Here is a 13419-nt window from a genome sequence, read left to right as displayed (position 1 = left end):
TGGAGTTAGAGTAACCGAACGATCGGTCGGGACAAGAGGGCCCGGCAGACCTGTGGATAACCCGGTGCGGGAGGATCAGGACATGACAGCAATCGAGCGGTCCCGCACTGTGGCGGTCGTCGGCGCCGGCACCATGGGGCAGGGCATCGCCCAGGTCGCCCTCCTCGCAGGTCACCGGGTGCTGATCTACGACATCAACGCCGAGCTCGCCGCCGGCGGCGTGGGCATCGTCCAGGACCGCGTCGACCGCATGGCCGCGAAGGGCCGTCTCGACCCCGCCGAGGCCGAGGACGCGATCGGCCGGATCGCTGCGGCCTCCGCCCTCGCCGACCTCGCCGGCGCCGCACTCGTCATCGAGGCCGTCGTCGAGGACGCCGCCGTCAAGCGCGCGCTCTTCGAAGCACTCGAAGGGGTGGTCGCGCCGGACGCCCTGCTGGCCACGAACACCTCCTCCCTCTCCGTCACCGAGCTCGCCGCCGGCCTCGCGCACCCCGGCCGCTTCCTCGGCCTGCACTTCTTCAACCCGGCCCCGCTGCTCCCGCTCGTCGAGGTGGTCAGCGGTTTCGCGACCGATCCGGCCGCCGCCGAGCGCGCGTACCGCACCGTGCTGGGCTGGGGGAAGACGCCGGTCCGCTGCGCCGACACCCCCGGCTTCATCGTCAACCGGATCGCCCGCCCCTTCTATGCCGAGGCCTTCGCGGTGTACGAGGAGCAGGGCGCCGACCCGGCCACCATCGACGCCGTGCTCCGCGAGTGCGGCGGCTTCAAGATGGGCCCGTTCCAGCTGACCGACCTGATCGGCCAGGACGTCAACGAGGCCGTCACGCGCTCCGTGTGGGAGTCCTTCTTCCGGAGCCCCAAGTTCACCCCCTCCCTGGCGCAGCGCCGGCTGGTCCAGTCGGGCCGCCTGGGCCGCAAGTCGGGCCACGGCTGGTTCCCGTACGGCCCCGACGTCCAGGCCCAGGCCCCGCACACCGCCGGTCCCGAGGCCGCCCCGGAGAAGGTCGGCGTGGTCGGCGACCTCGGTCCCGCCGCCGGGCTCGTCGAACTGCTGGAGGAGGCCGGGATCGCGGTCACGTCCACCGAGCACGGGGGCCCGTACATCCAGCTGCCCGGTGAGGGCCAGCTGGTGCTCGCGGACGGCAAGACCGCGATCGAGTTCGCCGACGTCGTCTACTTCGACCTCGCACTCGACTACCGCGGCGCCACCCGGATCGCGCTGTCCGCCGGCGAGGACACCAGCGAGCGGACCCTCGCCGAGGCGGTCGGGCTGTTCCAGAAGCTCGGCAAGCAGGTCTCCGTCATCGGCGACGTGCCCGGCATGATCGTGGCGCGCACGGTCGCGATGCTGATCGACCTGACCGCCGACGCCGTCGCGCGCGGTGCGGCCACCGCCGAGGACATCGACACGGCGATGCGGCTCGGCGTCAACTACCCGCTGGGCCCCTCCGAATGGCACGGCCGGCTGGGCCGCGACTGGGCGTACGACCTGCTGCACCACCTCGACGAGCGCTGTCCCGGCGGCCGCTACGCGCCCTCGCTGGCGCTGTTCAAGCTGGGCTACGCGGAGGATGCCGAATGACCACCGCCAGGCGGGACACGTACACCCCCGAGACGCTCCTGTCGGTCGCCGTCCAGGTCTTCAACGAGCGGGGCTACGACGGCACCTCCATGGAGCACCTCTCCAAGGCGGCGGGCATCTCGAAGTCCTCGATCTACCACCACGTGGCGGGCAAGGAGGAGCTCCTGCGCCGGGCCGTCAGCCGCGCGCTCGACGGGCTCTTCGCCGTCCTGGAGGAGCCCGGTGCCGTACGCGGCCGGGCGGTCGAGCGGGTCGAGTACGTCACGCGGCGCACGGTCGAGGTCCTGGTCGCCGAGCTCCCGTACGTGACGCTGCTGCTGCGGGTCCGGGGCAACACCCGGACCGAGCGCTGGGCCCTGGAGCGCCGGCGCGAGTTCGACCACCAGGTCGCGGAGCTCCTCAAGGCCGCCGCGGCCGACGGGGACCTGCGCGCTGACGTGGACATCCGGCTGGCCACCCGCCTGCTGTTCGGCATGGTGAACTCCCTGGTGGAGTGGTACCGCCCGCACCCCGGCACCACGGCGGACCAACTGGCCGACGCGGTCGTCCACATGGCGCTGGACGGCCTGCGGACCGTACGCGGTCGGTGACCGGCCAAGATCCCTGCGATCTGGCCGCATATTTTCTGATCGATCGCCGCGCGGGGTCTGTACGATGAGCATGCTTTCGAACATGTTCAAGCAGTCATAGAAAATGGGGGGGCCGGTGCGCAGTCGCCGTCTCGTAGTTTCCGCTGCCGTCGTCGTCGCGGCCAGCGTTGGTTTCATCCCGGGCGCAGCCCAGGCGGCCGGTCCGGCCGCGGGTCCGTCCGCACCGGTGGCCAAGGGGGTGTCCGCTCCCGGAGCGGACCTGGCCAAGCTCGGTGCATCCGAAGTCAAGAAGTTCCACAGCCCCGCGGAGCACTCGGTCCGCAAGTCCCTGCCCGCGGCCAAGGGCAAGGCCGGCGCGAGCGCCACCGCCCAGGGCGCGGAGACCGCCGCCGCCGGCAACCCGGACCTGGGCGTCGTCCTCAACGCGCAGAGCACGTCCGCGCACGGCATCGAGCTGCGGGCCCAGGTCCTCAGCTCCCCGGGCGCCACGCTCCGCGTCACCTACAACTGGGGTGACGGCGCGACGGACGGCGTCGACGCCGTCCCCGGCCAGGAGGTGTCGCTCAAGCACAGCTACGCCGAGCTCGGCGAGTACAACGTCAAGGTCACCGTCACGGACACCGTGAACCAGGCCGAGGTCGTCAACGAGCTCCCGCTGTCGACGGTCGGCTCGGACTTCACCCCGTACGCCCCGACCCGTCTCCTGGACACCCGCACCGGCACCGGTGCCCCCATGGGCATGGTCCAGGCGTACTCCTCGGCCAAGGTGAAGATCGCCGGCAACGGCAAGATCCCGGCGGGCGTCACGGCCGTGGCCCTGAACGTCACCGTCACCAACGCCGCCAACCCCGGGCACGTCACGGCCTTCCCCGGCGGCGGCACGCGTCCGACCACCTCGAACCTCAACTTCGAGGCCGGCCAGACCGTCCCGAACCTGGTGGTCGTGCCGGTCGGCAAGGACGGCACCGTCGAGCTCTACAACGGCAGCTGGACGGCGGTCGACCTGATCGCCGACATCACCGGCTACTTCACCCGCACCGCGGCCAGCGGCTACACGCCGATGGCCCCGGTCCGCGCCGTGGACACCCGCTCCGGCCAGGGCGCGCCCAAGGGCCAGGTCGCGGGCCGCGGCACGATCGGCGTGCAGCTCGGCGGCTGGTACGTGCCCGCCAACGCCACCGCCGTGGCGCTGAACGTGACCGCCACCAACCCGCGCGAGGACGGCCACCTGACGGCCTACCCGAGCGGCCAGCAGGCCCCGAACACCTCGAACGTGAACTTCAAGGCCGGGCAGACCGTTGCCAACTCGGTGGTCGTCCCGGTCGGTGCCGACGGGAAGGTCAACGTCTTCAACGGCGCCTGGGCGGGGGCCGACGTGATCGTCGACGTCGTCGGCTACTACAGCCCCGACAGCTCGGGCTCCTTCATGCCGGTCACCCCGGGCCGGATGCTCGACACCCGTGCCTGGGCTTACGGGCCGATGTACGCCCGTGGCTACATCTGGATGCCCATCTCCCACGGCGAGGAGGGCATCGCGGGCTACGTCCTGAACACCACGGTGACGAACACCAAGGACGCGGGCTTCCTCTCGGTCGCCCCGGACACGAACACGCCGGACCAGTACGAGAAGGGCACCGAGGAGCAGCTGACGCGTCCCACGGCGTCCACCCTGAACTGGACGGCCGGCAAGACCGTTCCGAACCTGGTCCAGGCGAGCTCCGGCGGGGTCAACGGAGTCGTCGACTTCTGGAACCAGAGCTGGGACACCGCGGACCTGATCGTCGACATCTTCGGCTACTACGAGACCAAGTGATCCGCCGGTAGGCGCCTCGCACAGCGCCCCGGGAACGGCCCTTCAGGCCGCTCCCGGGGCGCTGCCGTTTCTCCCGTCGGCTACTCCTCGGAGATCGCCGGGCCGCCGCTCGGGCCGGTGTCCAGGAGGTCGGTCTCCTCGAAGACCAGCAGCGTGCGCGTCGAGAGGACCTCCGGGATGGACTGGAGGCGGGTCAGCACCAGCTCGCGCAGGGTGCGGTTGTCCGGCGTGTGGACCAGGAGCAGGACGTCGAAATCGCCGCTGACCAGGGCGATGTGCGCCGCGCCCGGGAGCTCGCGGAGCTTCTCGCGGACCGTGCGCCAGGAGTTCTGGACGATCTTCAGGGTGATGTACGCGGAGGCGCCCTGGCCTGCCCTTTCGTGGTTGACGCGGGCCGTGAACCCGCGGATCACGCCGTCGTCGATCAGCCGGTTGATCCGGGCGTAGGCGTTCGCCCGCGACACGTGGACCTGCTCGGCCACCGACCGTATCGACGCGCGGCCGTCCGCCTGGAGCAGCCGCATGATCGAACGGTCGATGGGATCCAGGGCGCGGGGCGGTGCCTGTGGGGCGGAAGGCGCACCGCCCGGTGGGACCGGTGCGGAACCCGCTGCGGCCATTTGTTCATCCGGCATTGCCCACGGCCTCCCTCTCCTGGACGTCCTGCACCCATCCCAGGGCCCCGGCGCCACTTTGTCCACAGCCTGGAGCCGCCTGTAGCCAAATTGCGCCATCGACCGAACAATCGGTTGGTGAGGCCCCTCACACGCCCCCGGCCACCGCGGGGGGTACCCCCGGGGCGCCCAGACGACTTCCCACGAGGAGGTGTACGCCGCCATGACGGTCCAAGAGCTGCCCGGTGCCGGTGCGTCCCACCGATCCACCCCGCCGCCCGCCTGGAGGCCCCGTACGGATGCCGCCCCGCTGCTCCCGGACCCCGAGCCGTACCGGGTGCTGGGCACGCCGGCCGCCGAGAAGCTCGATCCCGAGCTGATGCGCCGCTGCTACGCCGAACTGGTGCGCGGCCGCCGCTACAACGCCCAGGCCACCGCCCTCACCAAGCAGGGCCGGCTCGCCGTCTACCCCTCCACCGTCGGCCAGGAGGCCTGCGAGATCGCGGCCGCGCTGGTCCTGGAGGAGCAGGACTGGCTGTTCCCGAGCTACCGCGACACCCTCGCGGCCGTGGCGCGCGGACTCGACCCCGTCCAGGCGCTGACCCTGCTGCGCGGCGACTGGCACACCGGCTACGACCCGCGCGAGCACCGGATCGCCCCGCTGAGCACCCCGCTCGCCACCCAGCTGCCGCACGCGGTCGGCCTGGCGCACGCGGCCCGGCTGCGCGGCGACGACGTGGTCGCCCTCGCCCTGGTGGGCGACGGCGGCACCAGCGAGGGCGATTTCCACGAGGCCCTGAACTTCGCGGCCGTCTGGCAGGCCCCGGTGGTCTTCCTCGTCCAGAACAACGGCTTCGCCATTTCCGTCCCGCTCGCCAAGCAGACCGCCGCCCCCACCCTGGCCCACAAGGCCGTCGGGTACGGGATGCCCGGCCGCCTCGTCGACGGCAACGACATCGCCGCCGTGCACGAGGTGCTGTCCGAGGCGGTGCGGCGGGCCCGGGCCGGAGGCGGACCGACGCTGATCGAGGCGGTCACGTACCGCATCGAGGCCCACACGAACGCCGACGACGCGACCCGCTACCGCGGCGACGCCGAGGTCGAGGCGTGGAAGGCGCACGACCCGGTGCAGCTGCTGGAGCGCGAGCTGACCGCACGCGGGATGCTGGACGAGGCGGGCATCCAGGAGGCCAAGGACGCCGCCGAGGCGATGGCCGCGACGCTGCGCGAGCGGATGAACGCCGAGCCCGTGCTCGACCCGATGGACCTGTTCGAAAACGTCTACGCGGAGCAGACCGGCCGGCTCCGCGAGCAGGCGGAGATGCTGCGCGCCGAGCTCGACGCGGAGGAGCAGTCGTGACCACGGTGGCCGTGAAGCCGGCGACGATGGCGCAGGCCCTGGGACGGGCCATGCGCGACGCGATGGCGGAGGACCCGACGGTCCACGTCATGGGCGAGGACGTCGGGACGCTGGGCGGGGTCTTCCGGATCACGGACGGCCTCGCGAAGGAGTTCGGCGAGGACCGCTGTACGGACACCCCGCTCGCGGAGGCCGGGATCCTGGGCGCCGCGGTGGGCATGGCCATGTACGGGCTGCGGCCGGTCGTGGAGATGCAGTTCGACGCGTTCGCGTACCCGGCGTTCGAGCAGCTGATCTCGCACGTGGCGAAGATGCGCAACCGCACGCGCGGCGCGATGCCGCTCCCGATCACCATCCGGGTGCCGTACGGCGGCGGCATCGGCGGGGTGGAGCACCACAGCGACTCCTCCGAGGCGTACTACGTCGCCACTCCCGGCCTGCACGTGGTGACCCCGGCGACCGTCGAGGACGCGTACGGGCTGCTGCGCGCGTCGATCGCGAGCGACGACCCGGTGGTCTTCCTGGAGCCCAAGCGGCTGTACTGGTCGAAGGCGCAGTGGAACCCCGAGACGCCGACGGCCGTACCGGGGATCGGGAAGGCACTCGTCCGGCGTACCGGCACGAGCGCCACGCTGATCACGTACGGGCCCTCGCTGCCGGTGTGCCTGGAGGCGGCCGAGGCGGCGCGCGAGGAGGGCTGGGACCTGGAGGTCGTGGACCTGCGCTCGCTCGTCCCGTTCGACGAGGACACGGTCGTGGCGTCCGTACGCCGCACCGGGCGCGCAGTGGTGGTCCACGAGGCCAACGGCTTCGGCGGACCGGGCGCGGAGCTCGTCGCCCGCATCCAGGAGAAGTGCTTCCACCACCTGGAGGCGCCGGTGCTGCGGGTGACGGGCTTCGACATCCCGTACCCGCCGCCGATGCTCGAGAAGCACCATCTGCCCGGTGTGGACCGGATCCTGGACACCGTGGCCCGCCTGCAGTGGGAGAACTGATGCCGCAGGTAATGGAGTTCAAGCTCCCCGATCTCGGGGAGGGACTGACCGAGGCCGAGATCGTCCGCTGGCTTGTGGCGGTGGGCGACGTCGTCGCCATCGACCAGCCGGTGGTCGAGGTCGAGACGGCCAAGGCGATGGTGGAGGTGCCGTGCCCGTACGGCGGTGTGGTCACCGCCAGGTTCGGGGAGGAGGGCACGGAACTCCCCGTCGGAGCACCGCTGATCACGGTGGCGGTGGGTGCGGGCGAGGACGAGGTGGTGGAGCCCGAGGACTCCGGCTCGGGCAACGTCCTGGTCGGCTACGGGACGGACCACTCGCGCACGGCGCGTCGGAGGCGGGTGCGACCTGGCTCCGCAGCGCCTGCTGTTGCCGCTGCTCCCGCACCCGCTCCCGCTCCCATCGCACCTGCTCCCGTCACGCCCGTACCCGACGCGTCCGGTCCCGTCCCGGTGATCTCGCCGCTGGTGCGGAAGCTGGCGCGGGACCACGGGATCGACCTGCGCGCGCTGCGCGGCTCCGGGCCCGAGGGCCTGATCCTGCGCTCGGACGTCGAGGCGGCGCTCCGCGCGCCGGAGCCGGTGGCCGTTCCTGCGTCCGCCCCCGTGGCGGCCGCGGTGAGCGGTGAGCGGATTCCGCTGAAGGGCCTGCGGGGCGTCGTGGCCGAGAAGCTGTCGCGCAGCCGCCGGGAGATCCCGGACGCCACGTGCTGGGTCGACGCCGATGCGACCGAGCTGATGGCGGCGCGGGCCGCGATGAACGCCGTGGGCGGGCCGAAGATCTCGGTGCTCGCGCTGCTGGCCCGGATCTGCACGGCCGCGCTGGCGAAGTACCCGGAGCTCAACTCGACCGTGGACCTGGCGGCGAACGAGATCGTGCGGCTGCCGTCCGTGCACCTGGGCTTCGCGGCGCAGACGGAGCGCGGCCTGGTGGTCCCGGTGGTCCGGGATGCGCAGGCGCGCGGCGCCGAGTCCCTGTCGGCGGAGTTCGCCCGCCTCACCGAGGTCGCCCGGGCCGGGAAGCTGGCTCCGGCGGACCTGACGGGCGGGACGTTCACCCTGAACAACTACGGGGTGTTCGGCGTGGACGGTTCCACGCCGATCATCAACCACCCGGAGGCGGCGATGCTCGGCGTCGGCCGGATCGTGGCGAAGCCGTGGGTGCACGAGGGCGAGCTGGCGGTCCGGAAGGTCGTCCAGCTGTCGCTGACCTTCGACCACCGCGTCTGCGACGGCGGCACGGCCGGTGGGTTCCTGCGGTACGTGGCCGACTGCGTGGAGTCCCCGGCGGTGCTTCTGCGTTCGCTGTAACGGGGGCCCTGCGGGGCTTGTCCCCTACCCGCCCTTCCCCTGTTCCCTGGGGCTCCGCCCCGGACCCCGCGCCGTTTGAGGACCGGGTCCGGGCTGAGCCCGGTGAACGGGAGGAGGGCGGGGCGGGGAGAGAGCTCCGCGCAGCGGGACCCGTCAGGTGGTCAGGAGCAGCTTGCCCACGTGCGTGCTCGATTCCATCGTGCGGTGGGCCTCGGCGGCATCCCGCATGGGGAAGGTGGCATGGACCACCGGGCGGACACGGTCCGCAGCAACCAGCGGCCACACGTGCTCCCGCACGGCCGCGACGATGGCCGCCTTTTCCGCCGCAGGCCGCGCCCGCAGGGAAGTGGCCGTGATCGCCGCCCGCTTCGCCAGCAGTGCGCCCAGATTGAGCTCTGCCTTCACCCCGCCCTGGAGCCCGATCACCGCGAGCCGGCCGTTCACGGCCAGGGCGTCCAGGTTCCGCGCCAGATACTTCGCGCCCATGATGTCCAGGATCACGTCCGCGCCGGCGCCGCCCGTCGCGGCCCGCAGCTCCGCCACGAAGTCCTGCTCGCGGTAGTCGATCAGGATGTCCGCGCCCAGCTCCTTGCAGCGGGCCAGCTTCTCCGGACCGCCGGCCGTCACCGCCACCGTCGCGCCGATCGCCTTCGCCAGCTGGATGGCCATCGTGCCGATGCCGCTGGAGCCGCCGTGCACCAGTACCGTCTCGGCAGGGCGCAGGTGGGCCACCATGAACACGTTCGACCACACGGTGCAGACCACCTCGGGCAGCGCCGCCGCCGTCACCAGGTCCACGCCGGCCGGGACCGGCAGCAGCTGGCCCGCCGGGACGGCGACCCGCTCCGCGTACCCGCCGCCGCCGAGCAGCGCACACACCTCGTCGCCCACCGCCCAGCCGGACACCCCCGGCCCGACGGCGGCGATCCGCCCCGAGCACTCCAGTCCGGGGTAACGGGAGGCGCCGGGCGGGGGATCGTAGAACCCCTGGCGCTGGAGGACGTCGGCGCGGTTCACGGCGCTCGCCGCGACGTCGACGAGGACCTCGCCCTCGCCGGCCACCGGATCGGGTACTTCGGCCCAGACGAGGGCCTCGGGGCCGCCGGGCTGTTCGATGGTGATCGCATGCATGGCCCGGAGGGTACGCCACCCCGGCGCCCCTAAGGGCTGTCGGCGGGTCCCGTCGTCATCGGCGGCGAGCCGAGCGGCGCCGCGCGCACGATGGTGATGAGACGGTCCGTCAGCTGGAGCGGGCTCGCGTGCGGGTCGTCGTACGCGAGCAGCCGGTGCCCGCGCAGCACGCTCACCACCAGGTCCTCCGTCTCCCGTACGCCCCTGCCGACCTCGGCCTTCCGCACGGGCCGTTCGATCAGGTCCAGCCCGCTGCCCTGCTGGATCAGGTCCTCCATCACCGTGCCCGCGCTCGGGCTCAGCACCGAGAGCCCCAGCAGCCGGCCGGCCGCGCTCGCGCTCGTGATGACCGCGTCCGCACCCGACTGGCGCAGCAGCGGTGCGTTCTCCTCCTCGCGGACCGCCGCGACGATCTTCGCGCCGCGGTTCATCTGCCGAGCCGTCAGCGTGACCAGCACGGCGGTGTCGTCGCGCTGCGTGGCGATGACGATCTGACGGGCCTTCTGCAGCTCGGCGCGGAGCAGCACATCGGAGCGGGTGGCGTCGCCGACGACTCCGGTGAAGCCCTCCGCGTTGGCCGTGTCGATCACCTTGGCGCTCGGGTCCACGATGACGACCTGCTCCTTCCGGAGACCGGTGGCCAGCAGCGTCTGCAGGGCCGAGCGGCCCTTGGTGCCGAAGCCGACGACGACCGTGTGCTCACGCAAGTTCTTCCTCCAGCGGCTCAGCCGCCACTCTTCGCGGGTCTTCTCGGTCAGGACCTCCAGTGTGGTTCCGACCAGGATGATCAGGAAGAGCACGCGCAGGGGTGTGATCAGCAGGATGTTGGTCAGTCGCGCACTGTCGCTGTACGGGACGATGTCGCCGTAGCCGGTCGTCGACAGGGTCACCGTGGCGTAGTAGACGCAGTCGAGGAAGTCGACCTGCTCGTTGGCGTTGTCGTGGTACCCGTCGCGGTCCAGCCACACGATCAGGACCGTCAGGAACAGCACGAACAGGGCCATCAACAGGCGTTTGCCGACCTGCCGGAGAGGCTTCTCCACGACGCGCTTGGGCAGTTTGATGCGCCGTGAGACGAGTTTCTCGTCGGCGCCACGGGCCATCGCGTCCTGGCCGTGGAGTTTCACGTGAAACATCCTCCCGAGACCCACGGCAGATCCAGGATCTCGAGGTCCTGCCCGTCGTGCGCTCCGTGCGGCGGTACGACGGCCAGCCCGTCGGCGGCGGCCACGCCGCGCAGCATCGCGGGGCCGTTGTAGCGCAGCGGCACGGCGTGCTCGTCGGTCAGCAGGACGGGCACGAGCCGGGTGTCGTACGGGTGGCCGGGTACGTCGCCCTGCACCGGGACCGTGTACCGGGGCCGCTGGCGGCGGCCGGCGAGGGCGCGCAGCAGCGGTTCGGCGAGGGTCAGCAGCCCCGATACGGCGGCGAGCGGGTTGCCGGGCAGGCCGACCAGGTGGCGGACCGGGTCCTGGCCGTGGGCCCCGTCGCCGAGCCGGGCCAGCAGCATGGGGTGCCCGGGGCGTACGGCGACCCCGTCGACCAGCAGTTCGGCGCCGGCCTCGTGCAGGACGGGGTGGACGTGGTCGACGGGGCCGGAGGCGGTCCCGCCGGTGGTGAGGACCAGGTCGGCGTCGGAGCACGTGATGGCGTCCAGCAGGGCCTTGGCTCCGGCCGGGTCGTCGCCGAGCCGGCGGGTGGCGGTGACCTCGGCGCCCAGCCGGGTGAGCCACGGGCCGAGCATGGGGCTGAGGGCGTCCCGGATCAGGCCGTCGTGCGGGCGGCCCTCGGTGAGCAGTTCGTCGCCGAGCACCAGGATCTCGACGCGGGGCCGGGGCCGGGTGGTGAGTTCGTCGTACCCGGCGGCCGCGGCGAGGCCCAGGACGGCCGGGGTGACGAGGGAGCCGGCGGGCAGCAGCAGATCGCCGGAGCGGCACTCCTGGCCGCGCGGGCGGATGTCCTGGCCGGTGAGGACGGCCCGGTCGGCGTGCAGCTGGGTGCCGGACTCGCGGGAGTGCTCGCTGCGGATCACGGCGGTGGTGTCGGCGGGGATCCGGGCGCCGGTGGCGATCCGTACCGCCTCGCCGTCGGCCAGCGGCTCGGGGCGGTCGGAGCCGGCCAGCACACCGCCGCCGGGGCGGACGGTCCAGGGGCCCGGGCCGGCGACGGCCCAGCCGTCCATGGCGGAGGTGTCGAAGGACGGCAGATCGGTGAGGGCGTCCAGGGACTGGGCCAGCACCTCGCCGAGCGCGTCGGCCAGGGGGACCCGGTGGGTGCGGGGCCGGATGCCGGAGCCGGCGCGGACGGCGGCCTCCCGGGCCTGCGGCCAGCCTGCGGCGCGGTGGGCGCCGGCCGCGCCGGACCGGGGATCGCGGCTGACCAGGGCCAGGGCCTCGTCGAGGGCCTGGAGGGTGTGGTCGGCGTCGGTGGGGGTCATCCTGAGCCGTTCTGTTCGGCCTCGGCCTCGGCTTCGGCGGCCCAGCGCAGGGCCAGGTCGGCTGCCTTGCGGGAGGCCTCGGCGACGGCGGTGGCGGGGTCGGTGCCGGTGGCTTCGGCCCGGGCGGCCGCGTAGCCGACCAGGAAGGTGGTCAGGGGGGCGGCGGGCCGGGCGACACCGTGTGCGGCGTCGCGGGCGAGGTCGAGCAGGGTCTTGGTGTCGACGGGGAGGTCGATTCCCAGCTCGGTCTTGACGGCGGTGATCCATTGGTCCAGCACGCTTCCATGCTCCCTGATCCTGGCGCGGGCGGCTGCGAGATCGTCCCAGGTGTCGCAGTCGAAGGAGGCGAGTGGCGCAGTGTCCGTCACCTTGGCCAGATCCAGCTCGGCGGTGAGGGCGCGCAGGGGGAGGCCGGAGAGGCCGCCGTGCTCGGCCGCCAGGAGGGCGATCTCGCGGCGCAGGGGTTCGGCGCGGTAGGCCGCGACGAGCGGCTGGTCGCGGCCGGTGGGGTCGCGCAGCAGGGCGCCGTCGCCTTCGGGGGCGGGGGCGTGGAGGAGGGCGTGCACCGTGGCCCGGTCGAGGAACGGGAGGTCGGCGGAGAGTACGAGGACCAGCTCGGCGGTGGTCTGGCGCAGACCGGCGGCGAGGGCGGCGACGGGGCCGGCGCCGGGCGGGTCCTCCCGGGTCCAGCGGACCGGGCGGGAGGTGGGGCGGCGGCCGCCGACGACGACGGTGGTGGTGGCGTCCGTGCAGGCGTCCAGGACGCGGTCGAGGAGGGCGCGGCCGCCCACGTGGAGGGCGGGTTTGTCCGCGCCGCCGAGTCGTCTTGCGGCGCCGCCGGCCAGGACGATCGCGTCGTAGGTCATACCCATGAGTATGCGCGGGCCATGTTCCCTGTGGGGAGCCGTACTTACCCGGGGGCTCCGCCCCCCGGAACGCCGGCGGCGCCGGATGCCCCGGTGGGGCCGGAAACGACGGTGGCGGGGCTCGGAAGCCCCGCCACCGCGGTCCCTTACAGGTACGGGCCCGAGCGGATGGCGCCGTGGGCGTCTTCCTCGTCCGTCGGGGCGCCCGGGGGCAGGGCGCGGCGCATCTGTTCCAGCTGGGCCCGCGCCGCCATCTGCTGCGCGAACAGGGCCGTCTGGATGCCGTGGAAAAGACCTTCCAGCCAGCCCACCAACTGGGCCTGCGCAATGCGCAGTTCCGCCTCGGAGGGGATCGCTTCCTCCGTGAACGGGAGCGACAGGCGCTCCAGTTCCTCGACCAGTTCGGGAGCCAGACCGTCCTCCAGCTCCTTCACGGACGCTGCATGGATGTCCTTGAGACGGACCCGGCTGGCCTCGTCCAGAGGTGCGGCGCGGACCTCTTCCAGAAGTTGCTTGATCATGCTGCCGATCCGCATGACCTTGGCGGGCTGTTCGACCATCTCCGTCACCGGGACCTCGCGCGACTCGTCATCGGCGCCGCCGACCGGCATCCCGTCCTGCCCCACGATCAGGCCGTGCGGGGGGCTGTCCTGCGACCGTTCACTCCTCGGCATCTCCATGCCGTCATTCTCTCGCACACCGTCTTACTCACACGGTGTGC

At 72.6% G+C, this 13419-nt stretch carries 12 protein-coding genes; 6 read left to right on the top strand and 6 right to left on the bottom strand.

Going from position 1 to position 13419, the window contains the following annotated elements; genetic code table 11:
- Positions 1-82 precede the first annotated feature (82 nt).
- The 3 genes from ACZ5WG_RS09790 (at position 83) to ACZ5WG_RS09780 (ending at position 3985) form a co-directional block, all read left to right on the top strand.
- Positions 83-1582 carry a 3-hydroxyacyl-CoA dehydrogenase gene (locus ACZ5WG_RS09790; protein WP_468721947.1) on the top strand — a complete coding sequence of 500 codons (1500 nt, stop codon included), beginning with the start codon at positions 83-85 and terminating at the stop codon, positions 1580-1582.
- Complete coding sequence (locus tag ACZ5WG_RS09785) at positions 1579-2172, top strand: TetR/AcrR family transcriptional regulator (RefSeq protein WP_053787048.1); 594 nt, start codon at positions 1579-1581, stop codon at positions 2170-2172. Before ACZ5WG_RS09790 ends, ACZ5WG_RS09785 begins: the two co-directional genes overlap by 4 nt.
- Before the next feature lie 115 nt (positions 2173-2287).
- Positions 2288-3985, top strand: a complete 1698-nt coding sequence (locus ACZ5WG_RS09780; RefSeq protein ID WP_468721945.1) for a PKD domain-containing protein — start codon at positions 2288-2290, stop codon at positions 3983-3985.
- Positions 3986-4065: 80 nt separating this feature from the next.
- Here the strand turns inward: ACZ5WG_RS09780 and ACZ5WG_RS09775 are convergent, their stop codons facing one another.
- Complete coding sequence (locus ACZ5WG_RS09775; RefSeq protein ID WP_468721943.1) at positions 4066-4620, bottom strand: Lrp/AsnC family transcriptional regulator; 555 nt, start codon at positions 4618-4620, stop codon at positions 4066-4068.
- Positions 4621-4822: 202 nt separating this feature from the next.
- Between ACZ5WG_RS09775 and pdhA the strand changes: the two genes are divergently transcribed.
- The 3 genes from pdhA to ACZ5WG_RS09760 are packed head-to-tail and all read left to right on the top strand — an operon-like array spanning position 4823 to position 8264.
- Positions 4823-5959 carry a pyruvate dehydrogenase (acetyl-transferring) E1 component subunit alpha gene (gene pdhA, locus ACZ5WG_RS09770; RefSeq protein WP_468721942.1) on the top strand — a complete coding sequence of 379 codons (1137 nt, stop codon included), beginning with the start codon at positions 4823-4825 and terminating at the stop codon, positions 5957-5959.
- Positions 5956-6954, top strand: coding sequence for an alpha-ketoacid dehydrogenase subunit beta (locus ACZ5WG_RS09765; RefSeq protein WP_468721941.1), 999 nt, complete (start codon positions 5956-5958; stop codon positions 6952-6954). Before pdhA ends, ACZ5WG_RS09765 begins: the two co-directional genes overlap by 4 nt.
- Positions 6954-8264, top strand: a complete 1311-nt coding sequence (locus ACZ5WG_RS09760; protein ID WP_468721939.1) for a dihydrolipoamide acetyltransferase family protein — start codon at positions 6954-6956, stop codon at positions 8262-8264. Before ACZ5WG_RS09765 ends, ACZ5WG_RS09760 begins: the two co-directional genes overlap by 1 nt.
- A gap of 153 nt (positions 8265-8417) precedes the next feature.
- Here the strand turns inward: ACZ5WG_RS09760 and ACZ5WG_RS09755 are convergent, their stop codons facing one another.
- From ACZ5WG_RS09755 to ACZ5WG_RS09735, 5 genes are all read right to left on the bottom strand, one after another.
- Positions 8418-9395 (bottom strand): NAD(P)H-quinone oxidoreductase, encoded by a 978-nt coding sequence (locus tag ACZ5WG_RS09755; RefSeq protein WP_468721938.1) that lies wholly within the window; start codon positions 9393-9395, stop codon positions 8418-8420.
- 29 nt (positions 9396-9424) lie between these two features.
- Positions 9425-10531, bottom strand: coding sequence for a potassium channel family protein (locus ACZ5WG_RS09750; RefSeq protein ID WP_468721937.1), 1107 nt, complete (start codon positions 10529-10531; stop codon positions 9425-9427).
- Positions 10519-11832 carry a molybdopterin molybdotransferase MoeA gene (locus ACZ5WG_RS09745; protein WP_468721935.1) on the bottom strand — a complete coding sequence of 438 codons (1314 nt, stop codon included), beginning with the start codon at positions 11830-11832 and terminating at the stop codon, positions 10519-10521. The genes ACZ5WG_RS09750 and ACZ5WG_RS09745 overlap by 13 nt, the downstream gene beginning before the upstream one ends.
- Positions 11829-12698 (bottom strand): NTP transferase domain-containing protein, encoded by an 870-nt coding sequence (locus ACZ5WG_RS09740; protein WP_468721934.1) that lies wholly within the window; start codon positions 12696-12698, stop codon positions 11829-11831. Before ACZ5WG_RS09740 ends, ACZ5WG_RS09745 begins: the two co-directional genes overlap by 4 nt.
- 146 nt (positions 12699-12844) lie before the next feature.
- Positions 12845-13378 carry a bacterial proteasome activator family protein gene (locus tag ACZ5WG_RS09735; RefSeq protein WP_030292759.1) on the bottom strand — a complete coding sequence of 178 codons (534 nt, stop codon included), beginning with the start codon at positions 13376-13378 and terminating at the stop codon, positions 12845-12847.
- Between the last annotated feature and the right edge of the window lie 41 nt (positions 13379-13419).

It is taken from the genome of Streptomyces sp. NPDC032745 (genome assembly GCF_055579465.1).
The sequence above is the reverse complement of the archived record's forward strand: the minus strand, read 5'-3'. Positions and strand labels throughout refer to the sequence as shown.